Genomic DNA, 25,591 nt, shown 5'->3' with positions numbered 1-25,591 from the left:
TATGAAGCGATCGATTGGCTTCGTCGAGGCAACCGCGAACCGGATCCCCTCGACTTCACTCCCCTCGCTCCCACCCGCTGTGAGCGACGGAGCCGACGCTCAGTTGAAGTCGCCGCCGGGAGCCATGTCCATGAAGCGCGAGTAGTGCCCCTGGAACGCGACGGTGATCGTCGCGGTAGGTCCGTTACGGTGCTTGGCGACGATGAGGTCGGCCTCGCCCGGACGCACGTCCTTGTCGTACACCGAGTCGCGGTGCAGCAGGATGACCATGTCGGCGTCCTGCTCGATCGAGCCCGACTCTCGCAGGTCGCTGATCGCGGGCTTCTTGTCGGTGCGCTGCTCGGGACCACGGTTCAGTTGCGAGAGGGCGATGACCGGAACCTGCAGCTCCTTGGCGATGAGCTTGAGGCTTCGGGAGAACTCCGAGACCTCCTGCTGACGCGACTCGACGCGCTTGCCCGAGGTCATCAGCTGCAGATAGTCGATGATGACCATGCGCAGTCCTTCGCGCTGCTTGAGTCGACGGCACTTCGCGCGGATCTCGACGAGCGTCATGTTCGGGCTGTCGTCGATGTAGAGCGGGGCGTCGTTGATGCGCCCTCGGGTCGCGGCGACGGTGGTCCAGTCGCGCGGGTCGAGGTTTCCCTTTCGCATGTTCTGCAGCGGGATCGCACCCTCGGCGCTGAGCAGACGCATGGCGATCTCGCTCTTGCCCATCTCGAGGGAGAAGAAGACGGAGGGGAGGTTGTGGCCGATGGATGCGGCGCGCGCGAAGTCGAGCGCGAGCGTGGACTTACCCATGGCGGGTCGAGCAGCGACGACGATCATCTGCCCGCCGTGGAGGCCGTTCGTCAGTTCGTCGAGCTCTTTGAAGCCGGTCGGCACTCCGGTCATCGATCCGTCGCGGCCGCTGGCGGCCTCGATCTCCTCGAGCGCGGCGTCGACGGCGATCTGCAGCGGGACGTAGTCTTCGGCGGTCTCGGATCCGGTGATCGAGTAGATCTCGGCCTGCGCGTTGTTGACGATGTCGGTCGCATCGCCCTCACCGGCGTACCCGAGCTGCACGATGCGCGTGCCCGCATCGACGAGCCGGCGCAGGATCGCACGCTCGGAGACGATGCCCGCGTAGTAGCCGGCGTTGGCCGCCGTGGGGACGATCGACGTCAGCGTGTGCAGGTAGTCGGCACCGCCGGCGCGGCCGAGCTCGCCTGTCTTGATGAGCTCGTCGGTGACGGCGACGACGTCGGTGGGCTCACCATGGGAGTACAACGAGAGGATGGCCTCGAAGATGAGCTCGTGCTTCGGGATGTAGAAGTCGGCACCCTTGAGCGTCTCGATCACATCGGCGACCGCATCCTTCGACAGGAGCATTCCGCCCAGCGCGCTCTGCTCGGCGAGAAGGTCGTGGGGAGGCGTGCGTTCCGGCGCGCGCTTCGCGCCCATGCGCTCTTCTGAGATGTCAGCGATCGACACAGTCTTCCCTTCGATGCGACGTTTCCGATGCGATGTTCTGATGAGACGCTTCGACGGCGGGGCCCGTGCGGCCTTCGGCCCTCACACCGCTCTGAACAGCAAAACAGCTGCCTCCGACATTCGGTCGCTCGCCCACGCTACGAGCGACTGTTTCCACATGCAAGACGGCCTGTGGATAACTCTGTGGAGAGCGTGCGAACAAACTCGGAGTGTCTGTGCACAACGGGTGTGGATAACCCCGTGGAGGAGCGGGATACGAAACTTTTTTATTCCATTTGAACTGGCCTTTATCGTTTCCCCAGCCTGTGGATGGAAATCAGTTTAAATCGGGCATTGAAGGTTGCCCTCCGCGGGGATGGGATGTGTAGAACTTGGGGAAAGTCAAGCCGAGATTTCTCCGGGCGCGTCACACCCGGACATCCCCGGAAACGCGCGGAGAACCCTCTAGACACGACGTCCGTGCGCGAGTATCGTCAGCCCCAATCGACGCAACGGCGTCGACGTACGTTGCCTTCGGAGGGGGAGGTCGACGTGGACGTTCGGGCCACCCGACGCGGCATACCTGCCGCCGTCTTCTGGGGTGGCATCGGCGTGCTCGCCTGGGCGACGCTCACGGTTCTCCTCGCGGGCGGATCCGCGCACGCGGACGAACAGGACGGCCCGCTCGACGGACTCACCTCGCTCGTCAGCGACACGGTGTCGGCCGTCACGGCCCCCGTGACCCCGGTCGTCACGCAGGTGGTCGCCCCCGTGGTGACACAGGTGGTCGCGCCCGTGCAGCAGGCCGTCCCCGCCGTGGTCGCCACCGTGACCGAGCCGATCGTGAACGCACCCGTCGTCGGTCCGGCGGTCGCACCCGTCGTGAACACCGTGACCGAGACCGCGACCGCGGTCGTCACCCCTGTCACCGATGCCCTGACCGACGCACCGGTCTCTCAGATCACCGATCCGATTCTCGACGCGGTCTCCCGCGTCCCCGTGGTCGGCGGACTCGTCTCCGACCTCGGTCTGATCTCCGCGGTGGGTGACGTCGTCGGCGTCGTCGATGACACCACTGCTCTTCTCGGGAACGTCACGAACGAGACGGTTCCGCCCGTGCTCGAAGCGCTCAACCCGTCGACGACGACGCCTGGATCCGGCGAAGGTCCCGCGAACGTCGCCGAGGCCCCGGTCCCCCCGACGGCCGCACCCGCGACGGAGAGCTCCGCAGCGACGCCGGCGGTCTCGTCGACAGCTGTGCCGTCGACCGTGTCCCCGCCGTCTGGCGCGCTCACCACCGCGATCGGCGCCACCACCGACGACGCCACTTCTGTGCCCACTGCTCCCCCGTCGGGGAGCCCGCCAGGCACCACAGTCCCCGCGTCCTCCTCCGCCGGTTCCGGCGGAGGGAGCGGCGCATCCCCCGCGCGCCTCAGCGACGCGAACTCTTCTCCGCTCCGTGCTGGCGAGCGGACATCCGGCGCCTCCGACGACGAGCTTCCCTCGTCGACGGTCGCCGACACCGACGTCTCTCCTGACTGACGGATCGTCACGTCGTTCCCCCGGGAACGACAGATGCCGTGCTGCGCGCGCATGTGATCGCGCGCACCCATCAGACGATCCATCCAGTCAGGAGAACGATCATGCGTACTTTCATCAAGCGGGCCCTCTGGGGCACGCTCATCGCCGGGGGCATCACGCTCCTCGGCGCGACGGCCGCGAACGCGGCTGAGACGACCGGAGACGACGGACTGCTCTCCGGCACACAGGTGGAGACAGCGATCACCGCACCGATCTCGGTCGTGAACAACGCGATCTCGGTGCTGAGCGACGCCGTGTCCACCGCGCCTGCCCCGGCTCCGGCGCCCGCGCCGGTCCCGGCACCCGCACCCGCACCCGCGCCTGCCCCGGCACCCGCACCCGCACCCGCACCCGCACCCGCACCCGCACCCGCACAGACGAGCGGTGACTCGGGCACGGCATCCGGCACTCAGGCCGCGGTGACCGTGAACCTTCCCGTCACCGTGTCGAACAACGCGGTGAGCGTGCTCGACACATCGACGACCAGCGCCCCGGCTGCCACTTCCCCGAGCCCGGCTCCCCAGGCCGAGGCGCCTCTCGTGACCACGAACGGTCTGGACGGTGTGCTCTCGGGCACGCAGGCGCTGCTCGCCGTCAACGCACCGGTCACCGTCACGGGCAACGCCGTGTCGCTGGTCGGCGACACCGAGAGCACCACTCCGAACGGGCAGGGGGCCGCAGCACCGGCCTCCTCCGCTCCCGTGGGTGCGACCACATCCGGTGACGACGGCATCGGCAGCGGCACACAGGTCATCGCGCCCATCACGGCACCGGTGACGGTGTCGGGGAACGCGATCTCGTTGCTCGGTGACACGAGCTCCACGGGAACCGGCACCGCCGGCTCGACCGCTCCCCCCGCTCCCGCCACGTCGGCGGGAACGTCGGGTAACGACGCGGTGCTCGGCGGCACGCAGGCGACGGCGCCCGTCACGGCACCGGTCACGGTGTCGGGGAACGCGATCTCCGTCCTCGACGACGCCACCGTCACCCGCACCGGCACCGGCACCGGTGGAAACACCACCGCACCGGCAGCCCCCGCCACCGGAGGCAACACCACCACCGGAACCGACAGCGTCCTCGGCGGCACCCAGATCACGGCACCCATCACGGCCCCCATCGGCGTGACCGGCAACGCGATCTCGGTCCTCGACGACGCCACCGTCACCCGCACCGGCACCGGCAGCAGCGCCGGAGGAACCGCCCCCACCACCGGAGGCAACACCACCACCGGAACCGACGGCATCCTCGGCGGCACCCAACTGGCGCTGCCGATCAGCCTTCCGATCACGCTGGGCGGAAACGCCATCTCCGTGATCGGCGAGGCGACGGTGACCGACCCCGGCACGGGAACCGACCCCGGCACCGATCCCGGTACCGACCCCGGAACGGATCCCGGTACCGACCCCGGAACCAACCCGGGAACGACGCCCGGAACGACTCCGGTCTCGACGGCCGGAGCCGCCGTCGCCTCGGGCGCGGCGACGACCGGTCAGGCGTCAGGGCTCGCGATGACCGGCGCTCCGTCGCCGGTCGGACTGCTCGCACTCGCCGCCGTCCTGCTCCTCCTCGGAAGCGCCGGACTCCTGCGACGTCGTCTCGTGACGGCGTAGTGAGGACGCCGGTGGTGCGGCCGTCCTCGGGGGAGGAGACCCGCACCGCCGGTGCGCCGCTGCGTCCACCCCACACGTCGACGGATTCGTAGCCCCCAGCTCACACCGTCGTTCGACGCCGGCGCAGAATGGGCGGATGCCCCGTGGAAACCCCACCCACGGGGCATCCGTCGCGCCTGCGCACAGGCGTTCCAGGAGGTCAGGGGATGTCGTCGACCTCGCCGTACGGGATGATCGCGGCTCGGTATCGCTCGACGAGTTCGCGCCATCCGAAGCCCTCGGTGTACTCGTGCTCGTAGACGGCTTCGGTGAAGTGCCACAGCAGATACGGATGCGCGCCGAGACCGTAGAGCGCGCCGTAGTCGCGGTTGACGAAGGCGGTGCGCTCCTCGGGCGTCAGCACCCGGTCGTCGGCGACCGCGTCGGGCCCCGCTCCCCCGGCGAGCCACCCGTCGACGAACCCCTCGGTGTCGGCGACGTAGGCGTTCACGTTCGCGGTGCTCATCTCGACGGCGCGGATGAACTTGTTCATCATGTACCGGCTCACGATGCGGCCCTCCAGAGGAAGAACGGACTGGAGGCGAAGCGCGAGGTCGTGGCCTCCGCGAGTTCGGCCGGGCGCCCCTGCATGGCGGCGAGCGCGGCGACGATGTTCACGTACTGATACGTGACGTTGCCGGCGGCCATGATGCGGTCGAACCGGCATCCGGCGATCGCCCCGTCGAGGTCGCCGTCACGCATCCACCCGACGGCCTCGGCGTCGAACTCCGGATCTGGCGAGCCGTTGAAGGTGCGCGGGCCACCCACGTCGGTTGCCATGTGCCCCGAGGTGAGCAGGCCCACTCTGGCGTCGCTGTCCCAGGACTCGACCGCGGTGCGCAGGTGGTGTCCGAGAGCGGCGAAGCGGGCGGCGGTCGGCAGCGGAGGCAGGATCGAGTTCGCGTGGATCGGCACGATCGGCAGGTCGAGCTCCGGACGCACGTACTGCAGCGGCAGCACGAAGCTGTGGTCGAGCCGCCACTCGTGCGAGACCGAGAAGTCGATGGTCTCGGGCAGCACCTCGCGGCCGGTGATCTGCGTCGCGAGCTCCGGGTCGCCGGTCAGCTCGGCGTACTCCATGCCGAAGGTGCGCACCTCGTTCTCGTAGGTGCCGTGGTACGAGGCGGCTTTGCCGACGATGAAGGCAGGTGAGTTGTCGGAGAAGAACTGCCGCACGTGGTCGGTGCCGAGCACGATGAGAGTGTCGACCCCGGCATCCGAGATCGCCTCACGGATGCGACGGAAGTTCGCCTCGACCGTCACGAGATCGTCGGGCATCGGCTCGCGCATCGCCCGCCACAGCAGCGGGTTGTGCGGGGTCGCTGCGGCCATCACCAGTTCAGCCACGATCGGCTCCTTCCTTCGCGCTCACAGTCGGAACAGCGTGCGTGCGTTGTCGAGCAGGATCTTCCGACGCGATTCCTCCTTGAGCCCGAGCTCGTCGAACTCGGCCATCCAGCGGTCGGCGGTCATCACGGGCCAATCCGACCCGAAGAGCACCCGGTCGGAGATCAGCGAGTCGGCGTAGCGGACCACCTCGGGCGGCAGGTACTTCGGCGCCCACCCCGACAGGTCGAGGTACACGTTCGACTTGTGCCACACCATCGCCAGGTTCTCGAGGTGCCACGGCCATGCCGGGTGCGCGCTGATGATGTTCAGCTCGGGGAACTCTGCAGCCACGTCGTCGATGTACGGCACAGGGCGGGCGTTCTCGAGCCGATATCCGCCGCCACCGGGAGTACCCGCACCGGCGCCGGGGAACCCGGAGTGGAACATCACCACGAGCCCGAGTTCAGCGCAGGTCTCCCAGATCGGGAAGAAGCGACGGTCGTTGGCGAGGAACTTCTGCCGCGACGGGTTGAGCTCGCCGACGCCCTTGATGCCGTACTCGGCGTGCATCCGACGGATCTCGGCGACCGCGGCCTCGCCCTTCCACGGGTCGATGCCGGCGAAGGCGAGGAACACATCGGGGTGGTCCTGCTGCGCCTTGCCGAGGAGGTCGTTCGGTGCACCCTTGATTCCGCTCGTGGTCTCCGAGTCGGAGTTCACGATCACGGCCATCATCTTGCGGTCGCGGTACTGATCGGCCTGCTCGGCGAACGACACCACCGGCCGCTCGCGCCCGAAGTGCGCCGACATCTGGGAGTGCCGCTGGCCCATCGCCGCGATGAACTCCTCGGTCTGCGGGTGGGTGTGGACGTCGATCGCGACGAGGTCGTCGATACCGGGCATCAGGCTGCCCCTTCCTTCGCTCGTGCGGGTTCGGATTCGGGGTCGGAGCCGGTCCGCAGTCCCGTGATCTCCTCGGTGTCGGCGCCGAGCGCCGGCGCGTATCGCAGCTCGGGTCGACCGGACCGCTGGAACCGGATGCTGGGCACCGGGACGCGCAGCGCGCCATCAGGCCCCTCGATCTCCTCGACCAGACCCATGCTCGCGATCTGCGGATCGTCGAACAGGTCGCCCATCGTGTTCAGCGGACCGTGCGGGATGTCGTGCGCGGCGAGCCGGTCGAGCCAGTACTGCCGGGGTCGGGTGGCGGCGATCTCCTTGACCACCACGTCGAGCTCGTCATAGTTGCGCACGCGCGCTTCCCGGGTCGAGAAGCGCGGGTCGTCGGCGAGATCGGGCCGCTCGAGCACGTCGAGCAGTCCGGTCCAGAACTTCTCCGGCACCGACATATGGATCACAAAGGCCTTGTCGTCGGACCCCCGGCAGGCGTAGGCCTGCGCGCGGCGCGGACGCGAGTCGGGCGATGAGACCTGTCCGGTCTCGAGGAACGCCGAAGCGGACTCGGTGAGGAAGTCGAGCAGGGCACCCACCATCGTGACCTCGACATGCTCGCCCACCCCGCTGACGTCACGGGCATGCAGGGCGGCGAGCACGGCCTGTACGGCCGACATCCCCGACAGCAGATCGGAGAACGCAGGCCCCAGCGGACGGATCGTGGAGGCCGGGACCACCTGGCTGTACATTCCCCCGGTCGCCGAGATCACGGTGTCGTAGGCAGGGCGCTTCGCGGCCGGCCCGGTGGGGCCGAAACCGGTGATCGAGCACGTGATCACCCGCGGGTTGCGTTCGTGCAGCGCATCGGGGCCGAACCCGAGCCGCTCGGCGACACCGGGGCGGAAGTTGTCCAGCACGATGTCGGCATCGTCGACCAGGCCGAACAGCGCAGCGAGCCCCTCGGCGCTCTTGAGGTCGAGCACGACCCCGCGCTTGCCCCGGTTGTAGGCGGCGAACTGGGGACTCATGGTCGCCCGCCCCTCCCATCGGCGCATCGGGTCCCCCTCGGGCGACTCGACCTTGACGACGTCGGCGCCGAGGTCGGCGAGCAGCTTGGCCGCGAACGGACCCGAGATGTACTGGCCCAGCTCGACCACGCGGATCCCGGCCAGCGCACCCGCGCCGGGTGATGCGGAATTCGTCACTTCTGGTCTCCTCTTCGATACCGAGGGCGGTCAGCGCACATCGACGACGACCTTCCCGTCGCCCTTGCGGGGGAAATCGCGATACGCCGTGGCGATGTCGTCCAGCGCGTAGCGGCGGCCGACGAGCGAGGGCAGGGCCCCGGCGGCGGCGAGCGCGAGAGCCTCGGCCACATCGTCGTAGCGTGCGCTGGCCACACCCGACAGCCGCTTGCGACGCAGGTAGAAGTCGCGGGCGTCGATGCGCAGGTCGCTGTCGACGGATGCCGCGCAGAACACGGCCCGACCTCCCCACCGCAACGCCGAGATCCCGGCGCTCAGGGTCGGAGCGTGGCCGGAGACATCGAGCACGACGTCGAACCCCTCTCCCCCGTCGAGGGCCGCCGCCAGCGCGGGAGCTCCCGAAGCCTGGATGAGCTGCTCGTCTCCGAGCGGTGCGAGAGTACGGCGCGACGCGGCGACGACCTGGGCCCCGCGAGCGAGCGCGATGGCCACCGCCGCACGGCCGAGGGTGCCGCCCGCGCCGGTGACGAGCACCCTGTCGCCCGCGGCGAGCGCGACCGTGCGCACGGCGTTGATCACGATGGAGGCACTGTGCACCACGGCGGTCGCCTGTGCCGCGTCGAGGCCGTGGCGGTCGATCGCGTTGCGGGAGGGGACGACGACGTACTCGGCGGCGCCCCCGTCGCGGTGCACGCCGACGACGGTCTGGTTCGGGCAATCGGCTTCGTCTCCGGCCTGGCAATGGGCGCACTGCCCGCAGGCGATGTTGGGTTTGACCACCACGGTCTGGCCGATCCGCTTCTGGTCGACACCCGCTCCGATGGCGATGATCTCGCCGGCCGGGTCGATCCCGAGGATGCGAGGCAGCTGCGCCCGTGCTCCTGGGCCGACACCGGCGATGACGTTGAGGTCGAGCTGATTCACCCCGACCGTCTCCACGCGCACGAGCACTTCGCCGTCGCCGGGTGCCGGGACATCCGCGACCGCGACGGTCAGCCCGTCCAGGTCATGACGGCTCAGCACGGCGGCACGCATCTTCACCTCTTCATCGCGGGAATCTGTTTGGGATACTGTATCCAATTTTCATCACGGTCGTCTAGACCCTGTTCGAGCACGATATCCCGCAAACCATGGACACCCGATTCCAAATTGGATACCGTATCCCAAAATCCGCGTGAGGCGCCCCACTCCACGGAGGAGTCGCACGCACTTGCCCGAATGGAGAGTCATGCGCACGACACGAAACAGACTCGGCATCGCCGCGGTCGGGGGCGCAGCAGCACTGACGCTGCTCGCCGCCTGCGCCTCGCCGACGCCGACACCGGAAGGACCCGTCGACCTCGGCGACGGCGAACCCGGAGCCGCGGAGGACACCAGCATCACGGTGGCCATCCCCTTCCCCGACATCACGATGTACTCGATGTTCGTCCTGGCGTCCGACCTCGGCTACTACGAAGACGAGGGCCTCACCGTCGAGGTCATCACCGCCGACAACGTCACGGCCGCCGTCGCCAGCGGCAGTGCCGACATCGGCGTCGAGTCGACCGGCACCGTGATCGACGCCATCCGCGGCGGTGTCGAGATCGATCTGGTCTCCGGCCACTACTGCCGGCAGAACTTCGACTTCGCGGTGCAGTCCGACGTGAAGAGCGTCGACGACCTCGACGGCACGTCGATCGTGCTGGCCGGCACTCCCGGCGACCCGGCCGAGTTCCAGCGCGCCCAGGTGTTGAAGGAGGAGGGCTGGGACGTCGCATCCGTCGACACTGAGGTCGTCTACCCGGGCCCCGGATCGGAGTCGTGGACGGAGTTCTTCGTCAACGACAAGATCAGCCTGCAGCCGTTCTACGCCGACGACAGGGCAGCACTCGAAGCTCACGGCGCGAACATCGTGGTCGAGTCGCTGCGCAACTGGGCGAACGACGTGCAGATCGCCGGCACGAAGTGGGCGCAGGAGAATCCGAATACCCTCGTCCGGTTCCTGCGGGCCACGCTGAAGGGCACCGACTTCATGACGGCGCCCGCGCCCGGCGAGTTCCCCGAGAACGCGGAGGAGGCGCTGGACATCTACGAGGCCAACGACTTCGACGTCGCGGAACTGCGTGATTCGGACAGCGTCTGGATCCTCGACGGACACCTCGCCTGCCCGAACCTGTACTTCGACGGCGAGGCGTGGGACACCACCATCGAGACGCAGAAGCTCGAACCGCTGGAGTTCGACGACGAGCAGCTCGTCTACCTCCGCAAGGCGCAGGAGCTCCTGGGCCTCGACAACGAGGGACCGGCCACGCTGACCTACCCGTGAGTCGCTGACTCGCACGAAAGGCCCCACCGTTGCGCATGGCGGTGGGGCCTCTTTGTATGGCGGCTGGCGTGTTCGCTTAGGCCCCGCAACTCCCGCGGGATACAGAGCGATGCCACTTCACACCCAGCCGGCAGTCGACTAGACGGCCCTTCGGTCCGCGTCCTAGTAGTGGTCGCGAGCCTGGAGAATGACGATCTGCTCGTCGCTCACGTAGTAGACGAGGCGATTGGCCTGGTCGATGCGGCGGGACCACGCCCCGGAGAGCACGTGCTTCAGCGGCTCCGGTTTCCCGATGCCCTCGAAGGGATCACGGAGAACGTCGGCGATGAGCTGGTTGATCCGCCTCAGCGTCTTGCGATCCTGGCCCTGCCAGTACGTGTAGTCCTCCCACCCATGGGGGTCGAAGGCCAATCTCCGAGTCACTCGTCGATCAGGTCGTGCTGCTCGGCCTCACCGCGGCGCGCACGCTCGATCGCCGAGAGAAGTCGCTCTGCACCCACAGGGTTTCGCAGCAGGTACGCCGTCTCCGTGAGGGCGTCGTAGTCGTCCTTCGACATGATGACGGCGTTCCCACGCCGGGAGACGACCTCGACGGGCGCATGGTCATCGTTCACCTGCTGGATAAGGCCGAACAGGCTCTTGCGGGCCTCGGTAGCCGAGATCGCGGACATCCTCCACCTCCCTAGTGGTACAGCAAAGCGTACCACTCGATCGCGAGTGAATGCCCGCCGAACGGACCCGACCCCCGTCGCGCATGAGACGGGGGTCGGGAGTCGAGGGGCGTCGGGAGTCTGCGTCGGTGCCGGTCAGCCGACGATCTTGCGCTCGTCGTACCAGGGCGCCAGCCGGCGCCGGAGGATCGAGATGAGCAGCAGCGTGAGGTTGGCGATGATGACCATCACCACGACCATCGCGATGGCCTCGTCCATCCGGAACTGGTACGCCGCGAACTCGAGCAGGTGACCGAGGCCGCCGGTGCCGCCGAGGAACTCGCCGAGCACCTCGCCCGTGAAGCCGAGGGCCGCACCGCGCTGGATGCCGGAGAGGCTGTAGGGCAGCGTGGCGGGGAAGATCACCTTCCAGCCGAGGCCGATCCCCTTCGCGCCGTACACCCTGGCCGCGTTGACGAGCGAAGGGTTCACGGTGACCGCGCCCTCCATCGTGTTCAGCAGAATCGGGAACACCGCCAGCAGGATCACGAGGGCGATCTTCGACTCGCTGCCGAGGCCCAGGCCGAGGATGAACAGCGGGGCGAGCGCGACCTTGGGCGTGGAGTACAGCACCCACAGGAACGGGGCGACCATGAAGCGCAGCACCGGCGACCAGCCGACCGCGAGCCCCACGACCACACCGACGACGATCGCGATCGCGAGGCCGATCAGCAGGTTGGTGACGCTGAACGCGAAGGCGCTCCAGAACTCGGGGTCGACCATGAGCTGGCCGAACGCCACGGCCACCGCGGTCGGTGCGGGCAGGAAGGCCGCCGGTATCCAGTGGAACCAGCTGACGGCTGCCTCCCACAGGAGCAGCACTGCGGCGATCACCCCGATCAGGAGCAGGGTCCACTTTCCCTCGCCGGAGCGCACCACACGCCGCGGCCGCACGATGCGGACGGTTCCGGTTGCCGAGACGACGCTCATCGCGTGCCCTTCCTCGTCCACGGCGCGACCCCGCGTTCGATGGCCGTGACCACCTGGGTCATGCCCACGCTCCACAGCACGACGACGGCGATCGCGGCGAACGCCTGGTCGGTCTGATACGTGTTCGAGGCGCGGATGATGAGCGCGCCCATGCCGCTCGACGAGCCCGCGAGCTCGGCCACGACCATGCCGATCGTGGCGAGGACGACCGCTTGCCGCAGCCCCGCGAACAGGAACGGGATCGTCGACGGCAGGTACACCGAGCGATACAGCCGCATCCGCCCCGCCCCGTACACGCGGGCGGCGCGGATGATCGACGGGTTCGTGGTGCGCATGCCCGCGGCGACGTTGAGCAGGATCGGGAAGATCGCGCTGATCGTCACGAGGAAGATCACCGGACCGATGCCGAATCCGAACCACGCCTTCGCGAGCGGCTGATAGGCGATCGACGGCGTGGCGTAGATCGTCCACGCGATCGGACCGATCACGCGGTCGACGGGAAGCGATGTTCCCATCAGGAGCCCGACCGGGATGCCGACGACCACCGCGAGCGCGAAACCGGTCAGCCACGCCTGCACCGAGATGCCGGCGTTGGCGGCGAGCGATCCGTTCGCCACGATCTCGCCGAACCCCTGCGCGATGGCCAGAGGCGGCGGCAGGAAGACCGGACTGATCCAGCCGAACACCCCGACGACCAGCTGCCAGAGCACGAGGAGCATGACGACCTCGACCGCGATGACCGCCGCCTTGCCCCGGGCGCTCAGCCCCGCGAGCCAGGCGGCGAGGCCACCCCTGCCGAGGTTCGGCCCGGTGGCGAGCAGCGCGGTCATTTCGACACCGCCGCTGCCGTGGCCTCACCCTCCAGCGCCTCCCAGAGGTGGTCGCGGAGTTCGAGGAAGCGCGGATCGTGCTGCACCGACCGTTCCGAGCGCGGGCGCGGGATGCCGGTCGTGATGATCTCCTTGATCGCACCGGGGTGGCTCTTGAAGACGACGATGCGGTCACCGAGGAGGATGGCCTCCTCGATCGAGTGCGTGATGAAGAGGACGGTCTTGCCCGTCGCCTCGATGAGCTTCTCGATCTCGTCGCGCATCACCTCGCGGGTGAGGGCGTCGACGGCACCGAGCGGCTCGTCCATCAACAGGATGCGCGGTTCCGCGACGAACGCGCGGGCGAGCCCGACGCGCTGCTGCATGCCGCCGGAGAGCTCACGGGGGTACGACGACTCGAATCCCGCAAGCCCCACCATCTCGATGGCCTCCTGCACCTTCGCCCGCCAGTCGGCGGTGCGCAGGCCCTTCTGCATCTCGAGTCCGAACTTCACGTTGTCGAACACGGTGCGCCAGGGCAGCAGGGCGTAGTCCTGGAAGACAACGGCCCGGCCGGGACCAGGGCCGTCGACCTGCTTCCCATCGACGAGGACGGCCCCGGTGCTCGGCGCGACGAGGCCGGCGATGACGTTCATGAACGTCGTCTTTCCGCACCCCGACGGGCCGAGCACCGTGATGAACTCACCTTCGAACACGTCGAGGTCGACGTCTTCGATGGCGATCAGCTTCTTTCCCGTCCGCGCGACGTCATAGCTCACCGAGAGCCCGGTGACCGAGATCAGCGGATCCGCCGAGTCCCGTGCGGTGTCGTTCACGTCAGTCATCGTCGACCTCTCGTCTCATCGCCGCGCGTCGGTGCGCGACTTATCGCAGCTTCGGAAGCACCTCGGTGCCGAGGAGTTCGATCTGCTCGAAGAACCGATCGAACTTGAAGCGGAAGTCGAACACCAGGTGCTCGGTGCCGACCTCCTCGAACCGCTTGATCTGCTCGACCGCCTCGTCGGGGCTGCCGACGATGAGCTGTCCTTCGAGGTCTTCGACGGTCTCGAAGCTGCCGGACGGCGGCTTCACCGCGAACTTGGCCTTGTTCGCCCAGGCGAGAAGGCCCGGGATGTTCACGTGCTTGAGCGCCTCTTCGCGGGTGTCCTCGATCGACGTGGGCGGGATGACGGCGATGGTCGGCATCGGGCGGCCGTTCTCGTCCGTCATCTCGCGCATGGTCTTGATGCGCTTCTCCATGGTGAGCAGGCCCGTGCGTCCCGGCATCCACCCGTCGGCGAACTCCGCCGCGAGACGGGCCGAACGCGGGGTCGCGCCGCAGTACCAGAACGGGATGCGTCCTCCCACGGGCTTGGGCTCGATCGTGACGTTCTCGAATGTGAAGATGCCGTCGTCGTAGGTGACATCGTTCTCGGTGAAGACGCGGCGCAGGATCTCGGCGTTCGAGCGCACCATCTCGACGCGGTCGAGGTCGCCCCAGCCGATCGCGTCGAACTCGTGGTCGAACGTGCCGGCGCCGAAGCCGAGGATCAGGCGCGGGCCGAGCAGCTGGGTCATCGTGCCGGCCATGAGAGCGGTGACGAGCGGGTGCCGGAACGGGATGAGCGATCCGGTGCCGAGCTCGATCTTGTCGGTGACGGCACCGATGGCAGTGAGAGTCGTCAGCGCGTCGTAGAACGTGCGGTTCGGCTTCTCCATCTCGCCGTGCGGCTCGAACACCAGGTGATCGCGCACCCAGACGGAGTCGAATCCGAAGCTCTCGGCGAGCTTCGATCCCTCCAGGAGCTTCTCCTTGCTCGCCTCCTCGCCGAAGTGCGGCAGCAGCAGTCCGAATTTCATGTCAGTTCCTCTCCAGCGGCGAACGCCGCCCTGTCTTCCGCCGATGCGGCGAGCTTTCCGAATGTGCGGTCGCCGACGACCTCGTCGCCGACGTAGACGTCGACACCGCGCACGAGCGTGCGCTGGATGCGGGCGCTGATGGTGCGCCCGTCGTAGGGGGTCCAGCCGATCTTCGACAGCACGCCGTCGTTCGTGATCGTCCACTCGTCGGCGAGGTCGGCGATGACGATGTCGGCGTCCGCCCCGATCGTGAGCGATCCCTTCACACCCTCCAGGCCGAACTTGGCGGCGGGGATATGGGCGACCATGTCGATCGCGCGCTGCAGGTCGAGCTCGCCCTTGTTGACCGCGTCGAGCATGAGCTCGTAGTAGTACTGGATGCCGGGGGTGCCGGTGTGCGAACTCCACATCTGCGTCCACCCGACCTCCTTCTCCTCGCGCGTGTGCGGGGCGTGGTCGCTGGCGGCGATGTCGATCGTGCCGTCGCGCATGCCCTCCCAGACGGCCGCGCGGTTGTCGTCGGGCACCCAGTAGCTGAGCGCGTACGGGCCGAGGGTCTCGACGTCGTTCCAGGTCGACAGGAACGGCGCCCAGTGGTTGACCTCGCAGGTCACGTCGATGCCGTTCTGCTTGGCGCGCCGAACGGCCTCGATCGAGCGTCGGGTCTGGATGTGCGCGATGTGCACGGGACAGCCGGAGGCCTCGGCGAGACGCAGCACGACGTCGATGGCCGTGTCCCAGATCACACCCTCGCGCGCGGCGTAGGCGGAGGCGTAGCCCTCGGGGGTGTTCTCGCCGCGGGCGAGGTAGGCGCCCTCGATGTAATCCATGAGCGCCTGGTCGTGCGGGTGCACGATGAAGCGCTTGCCGGTCTGGGCGATGTGATCCATGATCTCGAGCAGGTGGCCGTGGTTGTGGATGCCGGTGCCGGAGGGGTGCGGGTAGTCGCGGCCCGTGTCGACGACCATGTAGATCTTGTACGCCCGGATGCCCATCTCGCTCATGCCGGCGATCTCATCGAACTTCGTCGGCGCGGGGTTGTGGTTCCAGTCGACGATCGACGACTCCTCATACCGGTGGAACACGTCGGTCAACGTGGCGACGTCGGTGGTCGGCGGCTTGAGGTTGGGCATCCCGAACATCGTGGTGACGCCACCGGCCGCGGCCTGCAGGCTCGTCGTGTAGATGTCGTCCTTGTGCTCGTAGCCGGGTTCGCGGGTGTGCACGTGCACGTCGACCATGCCGGGAAGCACGAGCTTGCCCGCGGCGTCGATCGTGCGCGCAGCCGCGACGTCGGTACCGGCCGCGACCATGCCCGCGACCTTGCCGTCGGCGACGAGCAGGTCGGCCAGGACCGGCCCTGCGGGGGTGACGACGGTGCCGCCGGTGATCTTCAGATCCACGCTCATCGCGCGACCTCCTCTTTGCTGTCGGACTGTGTCTGCACGGTTTCGGTGGTGAGGGATTCGCCGATCGCGGGCGACGGCGAAGACCGGTGGATGAGGTGCGCCGGGCGCACGTACCGGTCGAACCAGCCCACGATCACCGGGGTGGTCTGCTCCCAGTACGCGTCGTAGGCGGCGTAGTGGGTGGTGTGCCGCTGCATGATGAGCTGCTTCGGTCCGCGTGCCGCCTCGTAAAGCGCCTCGGCGTGGTCGGTCGGGGTGGTGGCGTCGCCTTCGACGCCGATCACGAGCAGCGGTGTGGTCAGGCGGCCGGCCGCGTCGATCGGCCGGTACGCGATGATGCCCTCGGCGCACGCGAGCGGCACGGCTGTCGGGATGCGGTCGTCGACGTCGGCCTTGATCTTCGTCGCCCGACGCTCGGCCGTGGGGATCATGATCTCCTCACGGGGGTGCACGATCCGCCCCTCCCCCGTGGCGACGCGCTGGCGGCGGTCCTCTTCGAGGGACTTCTGGAAGTCGAGCCACTCGTACTCGCTGCGCATGCGGTGCAGCCAGTCCTCGCCGTCGGCGACCGGCACCTGGCTGACCGCGGCCTTGATGCGCGGGTCGGCGTCGGCGAGGAGCACGGCGTTGCCGCCCCCGGTGCCGCCGGTGCCGAAGACCCCGATCGCGTCGGCGATCACGTCGTCGCGGGTGGTGAGGTAGGTCACGGCGTTCACCAGGTCCTGCAGCTGCCAGGCCGGCGAGAGGTATCCGCGGTCGCCTTCGGAGTCGCCGAAGCCGCGGTAGTCGATCACGAGCACGGCGAAGCCGGCCTCGACCAGGGCCTCGTGGTAGCGGACGTAGAGCTTGGCGTCCTTCAGCCCGAGCCAACCGGGGCCCTGAACGATCGCGCGATACGGCCCCGCGTGGTCGGGGGTGCGCCACACGGCGGAGATGCGCTGACCCTCGCTGAAGTACGAGACGGGTGTGGTCTGCATGGGTTCCTCTCGGCTGAACGCGGCGTCGCGATCGGCGATGTGCGCCGCTGCGGTGGGGCGTTCTCCATCCTCGTCGATTTTGGATCCAGAATCCAGTATTGATTTGGATCCAGTATCCGCGCTAACATGACCGCATCGCGTCGGCCCGATTGGCCGATGCCGGTGGTCCCGACCTGGACTGCGAACGTGCTCTGTCTTGCGCCCTTCCCGTCCTCGTCTTCCGGAGAACCATGCCTGCCACCGCCCGCGCCCTCGGCGCCCTCCCCGCCCTCGCCCTGCTCGTCGCCGCCGGACTCAGCGGCTGCGCCGGCGCGCCGGCGTCATCGGCCGAAGCGCCCGACGCCGAAACCCCCAGCACCGAGCCGATCGTGCTCGACAACTGCGGCACCGAGGTCTCGCTCGGCGCCACGCCGCAACGCATCCTCACCGTGAAGTCGTCGACTCTCGAACTCGCGCTGGCCCTCGGCGCCGGGGATCGGATCATCGGCTCCGCCTTCTCCGACGGCCCGCTGCCTGACGATCTCGCGGCGGATGCCGAGGACGTCCCCGTCGTCTCCGACAAGGTGCCGTCGAAGGAGGCCGTGCTCGACCTCGAGCCCGACCTGGTGTTCGCCGGATGGGAGTCGAACTTCTCGGTCGACGGCGCCGGCGAGCGGGTCGACCTGCAGAATCTCGGCATCACCACCTACGTCGCCCCCGCGGCCTGCAAGGCTCCGGGCTACATGCCCGACCCGCTCACGTTCGACACCGTCTTCGATGGCTTCGCGGAGGCCGGCCAACTGCTCGGCGAGACGGAGGCGGCGAGCGCGCTGATCGCCGAGCAGCGCGCAGAGCTCGACGCGATCACCCCCGACGACCGTGGCCTCACGGCGCTCTGGTACTCGTCCGGCACCGACCAGCCCTTCGTGGGCGCCGGCATCGGCGCGCCGGAGATGATCATGTCGGCCGCCGGGCTCGAGAACGTCTTCGCCGACGTGCACGACACCTGGACGTCGAGCTCGTGGGAGCTGATCGCCGAGGCCGACCCCGACGTGATCGTGCTGGTGGACGCCGCCTGGAACACCGCCGCGTCGAAGATCGCGCTGCTCACCTCGAACCCGGTCACCGCACAGCTCGACGCGGTGCGGAACGAGCGGTACGTGCTGGTCGACTTCCCGGCGACCGAGGCCGGCATCCGCAACGTGAAGGCCGTGGAGTCGATCGTGGCGCAGCTCGGAGAGCAGTGAGCGTCACCGTTCCGCTGCGCACGGCGCCCCCTGTCGCGGCGGCAGCCGCCCCCCGCCCCCGGGGACGTACCGTCTCGGCGATCACGGTGCTGCTGCTCGTCCTGGCGGGATCGGTGGTCACCGCGGTCGCGATCGGGCCGGCCGACGTCGCCCCGGCCGAACTCGCGGCGAGCGTGTGGTCACACCTGACCGGCGCGGCCACAGGGCTCACCCCGCTCCGAGACGCGATCATCTGGGAGGGGCGAGTACCCCGCGTTCTCACGGCCGCGGCGGTCGGAGGCGGCCTGGCCCTGTGCGGTGCCGTGATGCAGGCCCTCACCCGCAACCCGCTCGCCGATCCCTACCTGCTCGGTCTGTCCTCCGGCGCCTCGACCGGCGCGGTGATCGTCATCGTGCTCGGTGCGGCGGTGGCACTGCCGTTCGCCGCGTTCGCGGGTGCGCTGCTCGCCCTGACACTCACGTTGGGCCTCGCGCGCGCGGCCGGTTCCGCAGGAGCCACCGCCGTGGTCCTCGCCGGTCTCGCCGTGTCGGCCGTGCTCGCGGCACTGACCAGCCTCGTGATCTTCTGGAGCGCGACGAACGACAGCTACCGCGAGATCCTCAGCTGGCTGCTCGGCTCCCTCGGAGGTGCCGACTGGGCGGACGCCGCCCTCGCCGGGGTCGCCGTGGTGGTCTGCGCCGTCCCCCTGCTGGCTGCAGCCCGGCCACTGGACACCCTCGTACTGGGTGACACCGCGGCCGAGGCACTCGGCATCCCGGTGACCCGGCTGCGCGTGCTGCTCTTCGTGTGCACGGCGCTGCTGACCGGAGCGCTCGTGGCGGTGAGCGGGTCGATCGGCTTCGTCGGACTGATCCTGCCGCACGCGGTTCGGGCGGTCGTCGGCGCCCGGCATCGCGCGCTGCTGCCGGTCTCGTTCCTCGCGGGCGCCGTGTTCCTCATCTGGGCCGACACCATCGCCCGCACCGTGTTCGAGCCACGCGAGCTCCCGGTCGGGATCGTCACCGCTTTGATCGGCGGCCCCGTGTTCGCGCTGCTGATGCTGCGTATGCGGAAGAGCCGCGCATGACCGGAGTGCGTGAGGACGGCCTCGATGCCCGACGCATCCGATTCGCGCACGGGGGTCGGATCCTCTGCGACGACATGCACATCACCGCCCCCGGAGGTTCGGTGACCGCTCTCCTCGGACCCAACGGCTCGGGCAAGAGCACGCTGCTGCGGCTGATCGCCGGAACCCTGCGGGGCGAGGTCGAGACCCTCGCGCTCGACGGCGCATCGCTGCCGTCGATGCGGCGGCGGGAGCGCGCACAGCGCGTCGCCCTGGTCGAGCAGGAGTGGTCGACCGCCGAGGGGATGACCGGGCGCGACATCGTCGGGCTCGGACTGCTTCCCCACCGCGGGTGGCTGTCGTTCGAGGGGGCGCAGACGGATGCCGTCGCCACCGATGCGGCTCTCGTCCGCGCGGGGGCGCTCGAGTTCGCGGAGCGCGATGCCGCGACCCTGTCCGGCGGCGAACGCCAACGGGTGAACCTCGCGAGGGCCCTCGCTCAGCGACCGGCGCTGCTGTTGTGCGACGAGCCGACGAACCACCTCGACATCCGCGCGCAGCTGGACGCACTCGCCCTCCTCGCGTCCCTCGCGCGCGACGGCATGACCGTGCTGGCTGCTCTGCACGATCTCAATCACGCGGCGGCATTCGCCGATCGCGTCGTCGTGATCGCCGACGGTCACGTGCAGGCGGCGGGTTCCCCACAGGAGGTGCTGACGCGGGAGCTCATCGCGCGCGTCTGGCAGGTCGACGCCGAGGTGCTCCTCCGGCCGGGCAGCGATCGTCCGCTGATCGTGTTCGATGCGGCTCCCGCCCTCACGCGCTGACCGGTTCGGACGATCGGGATTCAGACGAGCTCGGCGGATGCGAACTGCGGAGCGAGGACGAACGAGCCCAAGCGGTGCGCGAGCGCTTCCGCCTCGGCCTCCAGCGCCACCTGCTCCTGGCAGTCGTCGAGCGCCACGGAGCCGGCACCCCCTCCCACCCCGACGAGCGCGCATACCTGCGCGGGCTTCCGCAGCTGGTCGAAGGTCATGGGCAGACTCTCGCATCGCGTGTGCCCGCACAGCAGGTGCGAGAGCTCGTGGATCACCACGTGCAGTCGGTACCACTGCGGATCGGAGCGGCGGACCGGAATCCTCGCACGGTCACCGTCGACGAGCAGGAACCGCGGAACGGCCCGCCACTCCTCCTCGTTCAACACGTCGACCTCGATGTCCAGCCCCAGCAGGGCGGACGCCCGTTCCGTGATGCACTGCATGCTCACGCCGCACTCGACCTCCAACTCTTCGAAGAGCCGGTCCACTCGACTTCGACCACTCACGATTCCCTCACCCCTCGCACAGCCCGACCCCCTTTCGGCCGGACAACCCTCACAGTGGAGAGACGGCGGTGGGGGCCCGGTCATTACGCCGAAAGACTGGGAACTTTCGGCCAGTCTTTCGAGACCTGTGACTATGACGTTTGGTGCGCGTCGAGCTCAGCTGAGTGGAGAGCCTCGGCGGCGAGAGCCGTCGCAGTGTCGAGATCGCGCATCCACAGCGGATGCACCGGCGCGCGCAGTCCGGCCGCCTCGAGCCCGCCTGCGAGAGAAGCATCCTCCTCGGCGATGAGCCACGCATCCAACAGTCCGCCGGCTGCGCGTGCCCCGTAGTGGTGTCCGACCGCGTCGGCGGTGGCGGCGAGACCGATGGCGGCGAGACAGGCGTCGGCCATACCGCGCACGGGCGCACCGGCGATGATCGGCGACACCCCGACCACGGCTCCGGGGGCGGCACGTACGGCGTCGGAGATGCCGGGGACCGAGAGGATCGGCCCGAGCGAGACCACGGGATTCGACGGGGCGAACAGGATGACGTCCGCCGCAGCCAGCGCGTCGACCACTCCGGGTGCGGGCGCGGACTGCGCGATCCCCGGCGCATCGAACCGCTGCGCCGGGAGGGTCGCACGATGCCGGGTCCACCACTCCTGGAAGTGCATCCGACCCCGGGCGGTGAACACGTGGGTGTCGACTTCGGTATCGGTCATGGGCAGCAGTCGGATGCCGAGCGGCCATCGGGAGGCGAGGCGATCGACGACCTCGGTCACGGAGGCGCCGTCGCGGAGCCAGCCCGTGCGGGCGATGTGCGCACCGAGGTCGAGGTCACCCAACGTGAACCACGGCCAGCCGGCTCCCCATGCCTGCAACTCGGTGGCGACGCGCTCGCTCTCTCCCGCCCTCCCCCATCCGCGTGCGGTGTCGTTGACACCGGCGAGCGCGTAGATCATCGAGTCGACATCGGGCTGCAGCCGCAGGCCGCTGAGCCACAGGTCGTCGCCGGTGTTGACGATCACCGTGATCTCGGCTCGGGTTCCTCCCGCGGCATCCGGCCACCGTCGCCGTGCGGCCTCCCGCACACCGACCACGAACTTCGATCCGCCGACGCCACCGGCGAGGACGACGATGCGCGGGCCATCGGAGGTGTCGGCGACGCCGCCGGTCATGAGGCGAGCACCAGCGGTCGGTCGACCAGCGCCGCGGTGCGCGGGCCCAGTCCGGCACGGCGGGCGGCCCGCAGGTGCTCGGCATGATCGAGGTCACGTCGCAGACCGCTCAAGACGGGAAACCCGACCTCGACGAAGCCGGCCGCGCGATGTGCGGAGGCCGAGTCCACCCCGAAACACGGAGTGAGGTCGAAACCCGCCCGCGCCGTGGCGAGCACGGTGCCGGTGCCCTCGGCGTCCGGCACGAACGCCCGGGAGTGCGAAGAGGCGAACGCGAGCGCCCTGGCCAGCTCGTCGGGGCGTAGCGCCGGCAGGTCGCCGAGCATCACGGCACGAGGGCGCATGTCGGGGGCCGCGCTCACGCCGAGCCCGATCGCCGCGGTCAGCCCTTCGCTGCGGTCGCGCACCAGTCGCACCCGCGGCAGCACACGCAGAGCGGTCGCCGTGACCTCGTCGCTCGTGACGACGATGACTTCGACGACGCGCTCGCATGCGGTGGCCGCCTCGACCGTGTCGAGGGCGATCGCGCGGGCGAGGGGCTCGCGATCGACGCCGGGGATGCGCAACCGCGACTTGCCGATCTCGGCGCGCTTCACCGGGATCACCACGATCCACTCACGAGCGGGCACTCCCGGCAGCGGCACCCCGACTCCCGAACCGCGGATCATCTCCGTCGCCTCACCCGCGCAGTTCGGCAGCGGTGTCGCGCAACCGGGGGGCGATGTCGCGCTCGAAGAGCTGCAGGAACCGGCGCTGGTCGTGGCCCGGCGCATGGAAGACGAGGTGGTTGAAGCCCCAATCGATGTACTGCTGGATCTCGGCGGCCACGGCATCCGGGTCGTTCCCGACGATCCAGCGCTTGGCGATGGTCTCGAGCGGCAGCGCATCGGCGGCCTTCTCCATCTCGACGGGGTCGGTGATGTCGTGCTTCTGCTCCTTCGAGAGCGACAGCGGCGACCAGAAGCGGGTGTTCTCCAACGCCGCCTCCCGGGTCTCCTCGTACGACAGCTTGATCTCGATCATCCGGTCGTAGTCGTCGAACGAGCGCTCGGACTGCTCGAGCCCCTCCTTCACGGCCGGGAGCAGCTGGTCGACGTAGAGCTCCTGACCCTTGCCCGAGGTGCAGATGAAGCCGTCACCCGCGCGACCGGCGTAGCGCGCGACCATCGGTCCGCCCGCGGCGATGTAGATCGGGATGCCGCCCTCGGGACGGTCGTAGATCGAGGCGTCGTGCGTGGAGTAGTACTCGCCGTCGAAGTTCACCCGGTCGCCCGACCACAACGCCCGCATCAGACGCACGGATTCGCGCAGCCGCGCATAGCGCTCCTTGAACTCGGGCCACTCCTGCTCCCCGGCGCCGCGGAATCCGGTCGCGATCTCGTTCAGCGCCTCGCCAGAGCCGACGCCGAGGATGATGCGGTCCTGGTACAGGCAGCCCAGGCTCGCGAACGCCTGCGCGAGCACGGCAGGGTTGTAACGGAAGGTCGGGGTCAGCACCGAGGTGCCGATGCGGATGCTCGACGTGCGCTCGCCCACCGCCGCCATCCAGGTGAGCGAGAACGGAGCATGGCCGCCGGTGTGGCGCCAGGGCTGGAAGTGGTCGCTCGCGAACACGGACTGCATGCCGTGCGCCTCGGCCGCGACCGAGATCTCGACCAGCTCCCGGGGGTCGAACTGCTCCGCGCTGGCCTTGTATCCGAGAGTCAGTGTCATGTCGCATCCTTCGTGTCGGGTTCCTGCTGTGCGTGTAGGTGCTGTTCCTGGGTGCCGAGGTCTGCGAGCGCAGCGGCGTAACCGTCGCGGTATCCCTGGTCGAGTGCTTCGGCGGTGCCCAACCAGAAGAGGTCGCGCTCCGCGCCGCGCACGATGCTGGCGGCCCCGGGCAGGGTGAGGGGTCCGACAAGGTCGCCCCGCCCTCGCACCACGGCGACCGGGTTGCCGCTCGCCTTGCCCTTGACCAGATCTGCGGCCGCGGCGAGCTCGTCCGCGACACACGGGGTCGTGACGCTCAGGACCTTTCCCGCCTGGTCGGTGGTGCCACGGAGGTCGGCGATCATGTGCACGCCCCCGCCGCCGATCGCGACGTCGGTCTGCCCTTCGCGCCAGGGACGGCCGAGGGTGTCACTGAGGATCACGCCCACCTCCGCGCCCGTGGCCGCCCGCAGTCCCGCGGCGAGCGCACGCGCCGAACGGTCGGGGTCTTCGGGGAGCAGCAGCACCCAGCCGTCCGGGGTGTTGCTGGCATCGACGCCGGCGGCCGCGGCCACCATGCCGAGCCGGTTCTCGACGATGCGCATGGTGTGCCCGTCGAAGGTGCGAGAGGCGACGAGCCGCACGGTCTCGGCGGTGATGGCCTCTTCGCGGTCGGCGGCCTGTACGTAGCGGCCTTCGGCCTTGGAGACGATCTTCGAGGTGACGACGAGGATGTCGCCGTGGGCGAGTTCGACGCCGGTCGCGAGGATCAGGGCCACGAGGTCATCACCGGGGTGCACCTCGCCGATGCCGGCGAGGGCGAAGACGGTGATCGCGGGGGCGCTCATGCGTGCACCTTCGGCAGCACGTCGCGGCCGAAGACCTCGACGAACTCCCGCTGGTCGGGCCCGACGTTGTGCAGGTAGATGCGCGTGAAGCCGAGGTCGACGTAGCGCTGGATCTGCGCGCGGTGCACGTCGGGGTCGGCGGAGATGAGCATCGACGCCCGCATGTCGTCGGCCGTCACCCCGCGCACGAGTTGCTCGAAGTCGTACGGCGAGCGCACGTCGCCCCGGCGCATCCGGAGTCCGCCGATCGGCCACTCGGTCAGTGCGTTCGCGAGGGCCTGCTCGTCGGTCGGCGCCCACGAGAGCCGCAGCTGGAGCACCTTCGGGAGGGCCTCGGGATCGTGGCCCGCCTCCCGCGCCCCCTCGACGAATCGGGCGAGCAGCGGGGCGAGGCGCTCGACTTCGGCAGAGGTGGTGATCAGCCCGTCGGCGTTCCGGCCGGCGCGGCGGGCAGTGGCGGGACCCGCGGTGGCGACGTAGACGGGCGGCGCGGTGGGCGGCATCGTCCAGAGCCGGGTCGACTCCATGCGGAAGTGCTCACCGCGGTGGCGGGCATCGCGACCGGCGAGAGAGGCAGTGAAGAGCTTGCGGATCAGGTCGACGGCTTCGAACATGCGGTCGATGCGCTCGGCGGGTTCGGGCCAGTAGTCGCCGACGATATGCTCGTTCAGCGCCTCCCCCGATCCGACGCCGAGCCAGGTCCGTTCCGGGTACAGCATCGCCAGTGTCGCCGCGGCCTGCGCGACCACGGCGGGATGCGTGCGGAAGCCGGGGGTCGTGACGCCGGGGCCGAGGTCGCCGGTGGTGTGCGCGCCGATCGCGCCGAGCATGGTCCACACATGGGCGGCGTTGCGGTGGCGGGGAAGCCAGGGCTGGAAGTGATCGGTGGCCATGATCCCGCGGAACCCGTGCGCCTCGGCGAGGACGCAGTTCTCGATCACGGCGGTGGGCTCGATCTGCTCGAGCATCGCGGCGTACCCGATGTGCATGCGGCCTCCTCACCCTTTCTTCTCCTGCTGTTCCTATTGAATGGATACTGGATCCAAAAGTCAAGGGAGAGGTTCGGAGTGGTGTCGAATGCACGGGATCTCGCCGAGCGCACGGCGTGTTCACGCCAAGAAGCCGTGCACTCGACAGGAAGCCGTGCACTCGGCGGGAGCGAGAGGGCGGGAGCGAGAGGGTGGG

Annotated in this window: 26 protein-coding genes; 6 read left to right on the top strand and 20 right to left on the bottom strand. The window is 69.1% G+C overall.

Annotated elements, in window-relative coordinates; genetic code table 11:
• Positions 1-99: 99 nt before the first annotated feature.
• Positions 100-1,473 carry a replicative DNA helicase gene (gene dnaB, locus ACLFA2_RS09370; RefSeq protein ID WP_017829839.1) on the bottom strand — a complete coding sequence of 458 codons (1,374 nt, stop codon included), beginning with the start codon at positions 1,471-1,473 and terminating at the stop codon, positions 100-102.
• Positions 1,474-2,004: 531 nt separating this feature from the next.
• On the opposite strand from dnaB, the gene ACLFA2_RS09365 reads away from it, so the two are divergent.
• Entirely contained in the window at positions 2,005-2,994 is a 990-nt protein-coding gene (locus tag ACLFA2_RS09365; protein WP_426622449.1) for a hypothetical protein, read from the top strand.
• 101 nt (positions 2,995-3,095) lie between these two features.
• Positions 3,096-4,643: a hypothetical protein gene (locus tag ACLFA2_RS09360; protein WP_426622448.1), complete on the top strand. Its 1,548-nt coding sequence runs from the start codon at positions 3,096-3,098 to the stop codon at positions 4,641-4,643.
• A 199-nt stretch (positions 4,644-4,842) separates the two neighbouring features.
• Here the strand turns inward: ACLFA2_RS09360 and ACLFA2_RS09355 are convergent, their stop codons facing one another.
• Genes ACLFA2_RS09355 through ACLFA2_RS09335 form a run of 5 tightly spaced genes read right to left on the bottom strand, consistent with a single transcriptional unit; the run spans position 4,843 to position 9,145 of the window.
• On the bottom strand, positions 4,843-5,190 hold the full coding sequence (locus tag ACLFA2_RS09355) for a hypothetical protein (protein ID WP_021199426.1): 348 nt from the start codon (positions 5,188-5,190) through the stop codon (positions 4,843-4,845).
• Positions 5,187-6,029, bottom strand: coding sequence for a hypothetical protein (locus ACLFA2_RS09350; protein WP_347124057.1), 843 nt, complete (start codon positions 6,027-6,029; stop codon positions 5,187-5,189). The genes ACLFA2_RS09355 and ACLFA2_RS09350 overlap by 4 nt, the downstream gene beginning before the upstream one ends.
• Before the next feature lie 21 nt (positions 6,030-6,050).
• Positions 6,051-6,914 (bottom strand): amidohydrolase family protein, encoded by an 864-nt coding sequence (locus tag ACLFA2_RS09345; protein WP_347124059.1) that lies wholly within the window; start codon positions 6,912-6,914, stop codon positions 6,051-6,053.
• On the bottom strand, positions 6,914-8,110 hold the full coding sequence (locus ACLFA2_RS09340) for a CaiB/BaiF CoA-transferase family protein (protein WP_347124061.1): 1,197 nt from the start codon (positions 8,108-8,110) through the stop codon (positions 6,914-6,916). The genes ACLFA2_RS09345 and ACLFA2_RS09340 overlap by 1 nt, the downstream gene beginning before the upstream one ends.
• A 30-nt stretch (positions 8,111-8,140) precedes the next feature.
• Positions 8,141-9,145, bottom strand: a complete 1,005-nt coding sequence (locus ACLFA2_RS09335) for an alcohol dehydrogenase catalytic domain-containing protein (protein WP_136025496.1) — start codon at positions 9,143-9,145, stop codon at positions 8,141-8,143.
• Between the two features lie 193 nt (positions 9,146-9,338).
• On the opposite strand from ACLFA2_RS09335, the gene ACLFA2_RS09330 reads away from it, so the two are divergent.
• On the top strand, positions 9,339-10,415 hold the full coding sequence (locus ACLFA2_RS09330; protein ID WP_021201490.1) for an ABC transporter substrate-binding protein: 1,077 nt from the start codon (positions 9,339-9,341) through the stop codon (positions 10,413-10,415).
• Between the two features lie 162 nt (positions 10,416-10,577).
• On the opposite strand, the gene ACLFA2_RS09325 is transcribed toward ACLFA2_RS09330, so the two are convergent.
• From ACLFA2_RS09325 to ACLFA2_RS09290, 8 genes are all read right to left on the bottom strand, one after another.
• Complete coding sequence (locus ACLFA2_RS09325; protein ID WP_021201489.1) at positions 10,578-10,826, bottom strand: Txe/YoeB family addiction module toxin; 249 nt, start codon at positions 10,824-10,826, stop codon at positions 10,578-10,580.
• 8 nt (positions 10,827-10,834) lie between these two features.
• On the bottom strand, positions 10,835-11,086 hold the full coding sequence (locus ACLFA2_RS09320; RefSeq protein ID WP_021201488.1) for a type II toxin-antitoxin system Phd/YefM family antitoxin: 252 nt from the start codon (positions 11,084-11,086) through the stop codon (positions 10,835-10,837).
• Between the two features lie 135 nt (positions 11,087-11,221).
• The gene (locus tag ACLFA2_RS09315; RefSeq protein WP_029260748.1) at positions 11,222-12,055 is read right to left on the bottom strand and encodes an ABC transporter permease; all 834 of its coding nucleotides are present in this window, start codon (positions 12,053-12,055) and stop codon (positions 11,222-11,224) included.
• Positions 12,052-12,885 (bottom strand): ABC transporter permease, encoded by an 834-nt coding sequence (locus ACLFA2_RS09310; protein WP_021201486.1) that lies wholly within the window; start codon positions 12,883-12,885, stop codon positions 12,052-12,054. The genes ACLFA2_RS09315 and ACLFA2_RS09310 overlap by 4 nt, the downstream gene beginning before the upstream one ends.
• Complete coding sequence (locus ACLFA2_RS09305) at positions 12,882-13,709, bottom strand: ABC transporter ATP-binding protein (RefSeq protein ID WP_426622447.1); 828 nt, start codon at positions 13,707-13,709, stop codon at positions 12,882-12,884. The genes ACLFA2_RS09310 and ACLFA2_RS09305 overlap by 4 nt, the downstream gene beginning before the upstream one ends.
• A 40-nt stretch (positions 13,710-13,749) precedes the next feature.
• On the bottom strand, positions 13,750-14,724 hold the full coding sequence (locus ACLFA2_RS09300; RefSeq protein WP_021201484.1) for an LLM class flavin-dependent oxidoreductase: 975 nt from the start codon (positions 14,722-14,724) through the stop codon (positions 13,750-13,752).
• On the bottom strand, positions 14,721-16,133 hold the full coding sequence (locus ACLFA2_RS09295) for a dihydroorotase (RefSeq protein WP_029268024.1): 1,413 nt from the start codon (positions 16,131-16,133) through the stop codon (positions 14,721-14,723). Before ACLFA2_RS09295 ends, ACLFA2_RS09300 begins: the two co-directional genes overlap by 4 nt.
• Positions 16,130-17,110: an alpha/beta hydrolase gene (locus ACLFA2_RS09290; RefSeq protein ID WP_322955783.1), complete on the bottom strand. Its 981-nt coding sequence runs from the start codon at positions 17,108-17,110 to the stop codon at positions 16,130-16,132. Before ACLFA2_RS09290 ends, ACLFA2_RS09295 begins: the two co-directional genes overlap by 4 nt.
• Before the next feature lie 230 nt (positions 17,111-17,340).
• Here ACLFA2_RS09290 and ACLFA2_RS09285 point away from each other — a divergent pair, with 230 nt between their 5' ends.
• The 3 genes from ACLFA2_RS09285 to ACLFA2_RS09275 are packed head-to-tail and all read left to right on the top strand — an operon-like array spanning position 17,341 to position 20,209.
• Positions 17,341-18,336 (top strand): putative F420-0 ABC transporter substrate-binding protein, encoded by a 996-nt coding sequence (locus ACLFA2_RS09285; RefSeq protein ID WP_426622446.1) that lies wholly within the window; start codon positions 17,341-17,343, stop codon positions 18,334-18,336.
• Positions 18,333-19,403 (top strand): putative F420-0 ABC transporter permease subunit, encoded by a 1,071-nt coding sequence (locus ACLFA2_RS09280; protein WP_426622445.1) that lies wholly within the window; start codon positions 18,333-18,335, stop codon positions 19,401-19,403. Before ACLFA2_RS09285 ends, ACLFA2_RS09280 begins: the two co-directional genes overlap by 4 nt.
• Entirely contained in the window at positions 19,400-20,209 is an 810-nt protein-coding gene (locus ACLFA2_RS09275) for an ABC transporter ATP-binding protein (RefSeq protein WP_036271971.1), read from the top strand. The genes ACLFA2_RS09280 and ACLFA2_RS09275 overlap by 4 nt, the downstream gene beginning before the upstream one ends.
• 20 nt (positions 20,210-20,229) lie before the next feature.
• On the opposite strand, the gene ACLFA2_RS09270 is transcribed toward ACLFA2_RS09275, so the two are convergent.
• From ACLFA2_RS09270 to ACLFA2_RS09245, 6 genes are all read right to left on the bottom strand, one after another.
• Positions 20,230-20,649, bottom strand: a complete 420-nt coding sequence (locus ACLFA2_RS09270) for a hypothetical protein (RefSeq protein ID WP_426622444.1) — start codon at positions 20,647-20,649, stop codon at positions 20,230-20,232.
• Between the two features lie 188 nt (positions 20,650-20,837).
• On the bottom strand, positions 20,838-21,866 hold the full coding sequence (cofD, locus tag ACLFA2_RS09265; protein ID WP_347124077.1) for a 2-phospho-L-lactate transferase: 1,029 nt from the start codon (positions 21,864-21,866) through the stop codon (positions 20,838-20,840).
• Complete coding sequence (cofC, locus tag ACLFA2_RS09260) at positions 21,863-22,534, bottom strand: 2-phospho-L-lactate guanylyltransferase (RefSeq protein ID WP_426622443.1); 672 nt, start codon at positions 22,532-22,534, stop codon at positions 21,863-21,865. The genes cofD and cofC overlap by 4 nt, the downstream gene beginning before the upstream one ends.
• A gap of 10 nt (positions 22,535-22,544) precedes the next feature.
• Positions 22,545-23,579, bottom strand: coding sequence for a glucose-6-phosphate dehydrogenase (coenzyme-F420) (fgd, locus tag ACLFA2_RS09255; protein WP_292762805.1), 1,035 nt, complete (start codon positions 23,577-23,579; stop codon positions 22,545-22,547).
• Positions 23,576-24,406, bottom strand: coding sequence for a coenzyme F420-0:L-glutamate ligase (gene cofE / locus ACLFA2_RS09250; RefSeq protein WP_021201474.1), 831 nt, complete (start codon positions 24,404-24,406; stop codon positions 23,576-23,578). Before cofE ends, fgd begins: the two co-directional genes overlap by 4 nt.
• Positions 24,403-25,395 carry a TIGR03557 family F420-dependent LLM class oxidoreductase gene (locus ACLFA2_RS09245; protein ID WP_426622442.1) on the bottom strand — a complete coding sequence of 331 codons (993 nt, stop codon included), beginning with the start codon at positions 25,393-25,395 and terminating at the stop codon, positions 24,403-24,405. The genes cofE and ACLFA2_RS09245 overlap by 4 nt, the downstream gene beginning before the upstream one ends.
• Positions 25,396-25,591 lie beyond the last annotated feature (196 nt).

Origin of the sequence: Microbacterium sp. As-52, assembly GCF_049949185.1 — a bacterium.
GTDB classification, from domain to species: Bacteria; Actinomycetota; Actinomycetes; order Actinomycetales; family Microbacteriaceae; genus Microbacterium; species Microbacterium maritypicum_A.
Note: the sequence above shows the minus strand (reverse complement) of the source record. Positions and strands in the feature narration are given on the sequence as shown.

What these genes read in the sequence shown, in the direction of transcription:
- ACLFA2_RS09360 (WP_426622448.1), top strand. Translation starts at nt 3,096, where the DNA reads ATGCGTACTTTCATCAAGCGGGCCCTCTGGGGCACGCTCATCGCCGGG.
- ACLFA2_RS09345 (WP_347124059.1), bottom strand. Translation starts at nt 6,914, where the DNA reads ATGCCCGGTATCGACGACCTCGTCGCGATCGACGTCCACACCCACCCG.
- ACLFA2_RS09335 (WP_136025496.1), bottom strand. Translation starts at nt 9,145, where the DNA reads ATGCGTGCCGCCGTGCTGAGCCGTCATGACCTGGACGGGCTGACCGTC.
- ACLFA2_RS09330 (WP_021201490.1), top strand. Translation starts at nt 9,339, where the DNA reads ATGCGCACGACACGAAACAGACTCGGCATCGCCGCGGTCGGGGGCGCA.
- ACLFA2_RS09320 (WP_021201488.1), bottom strand. Translation starts at nt 11,086, where the DNA reads ATGTCCGCGATCTCGGCTACCGAGGCCCGCAAGAGCCTGTTCGGCCTT.
- ACLFA2_RS09315 (WP_029260748.1), bottom strand. Translation starts at nt 12,055, where the DNA reads ATGAGCGTCGTCTCGGCAACCGGAACCGTCCGCATCGTGCGGCCGCGG.
- ACLFA2_RS09310 (WP_021201486.1), bottom strand. Translation starts at nt 12,885, where the DNA reads ATGACCGCGCTGCTCGCCACCGGGCCGAACCTCGGCAGGGGTGGCCTC.
- ACLFA2_RS09305 (WP_426622447.1), bottom strand. Translation starts at nt 13,709, where the DNA reads ATGACTGACGTGAACGACACCGCACGGGACTCGGCGGATCCGCTGATC.
- ACLFA2_RS09300 (WP_021201484.1), bottom strand. Translation starts at nt 14,724, where the DNA reads ATGAAATTCGGACTGCTGCTGCCGCACTTCGGCGAGGAGGCGAGCAAG.
- ACLFA2_RS09295 (WP_029268024.1), bottom strand. Translation starts at nt 16,133, where the DNA reads ATGAGCGTGGATCTGAAGATCACCGGCGGCACCGTCGTCACCCCCGCA.
- ACLFA2_RS09290 (WP_322955783.1), bottom strand. Translation starts at nt 17,110, where the DNA reads ATGCAGACCACACCCGTCTCGTACTTCAGCGAGGGTCAGCGCATCTCC.
- ACLFA2_RS09285 (WP_426622446.1), top strand. Translation starts at nt 17,341, where the DNA reads ATGCCTGCCACCGCCCGCGCCCTCGGCGCCCTCCCCGCCCTCGCCCTG.
- ACLFA2_RS09275 (WP_036271971.1), top strand. Translation starts at nt 19,400, where the DNA reads ATGACCGGAGTGCGTGAGGACGGCCTCGATGCCCGACGCATCCGATTC.
- cofD (WP_347124077.1), bottom strand. Translation starts at nt 21,866, where the DNA reads ATGACCGGCGGCGTCGCCGACACCTCCGATGGCCCGCGCATCGTCGTC.
- cofC (WP_426622443.1), bottom strand. Translation starts at nt 22,534, where the DNA reads ATGATCCGCGGTTCGGGAGTCGGGGTGCCGCTGCCGGGAGTGCCCGCT.
- fgd (WP_292762805.1), bottom strand. Translation starts at nt 23,579, where the DNA reads ATGACACTGACTCTCGGATACAAGGCCAGCGCGGAGCAGTTCGACCCC.
- cofE (WP_021201474.1), bottom strand. Translation starts at nt 24,406, where the DNA reads ATGAGCGCCCCCGCGATCACCGTCTTCGCCCTCGCCGGCATCGGCGAG.
- ACLFA2_RS09245 (WP_426622442.1), bottom strand. Translation starts at nt 25,395, where the DNA reads ATGCACATCGGGTACGCCGCGATGCTCGAGCAGATCGAGCCCACCGCC.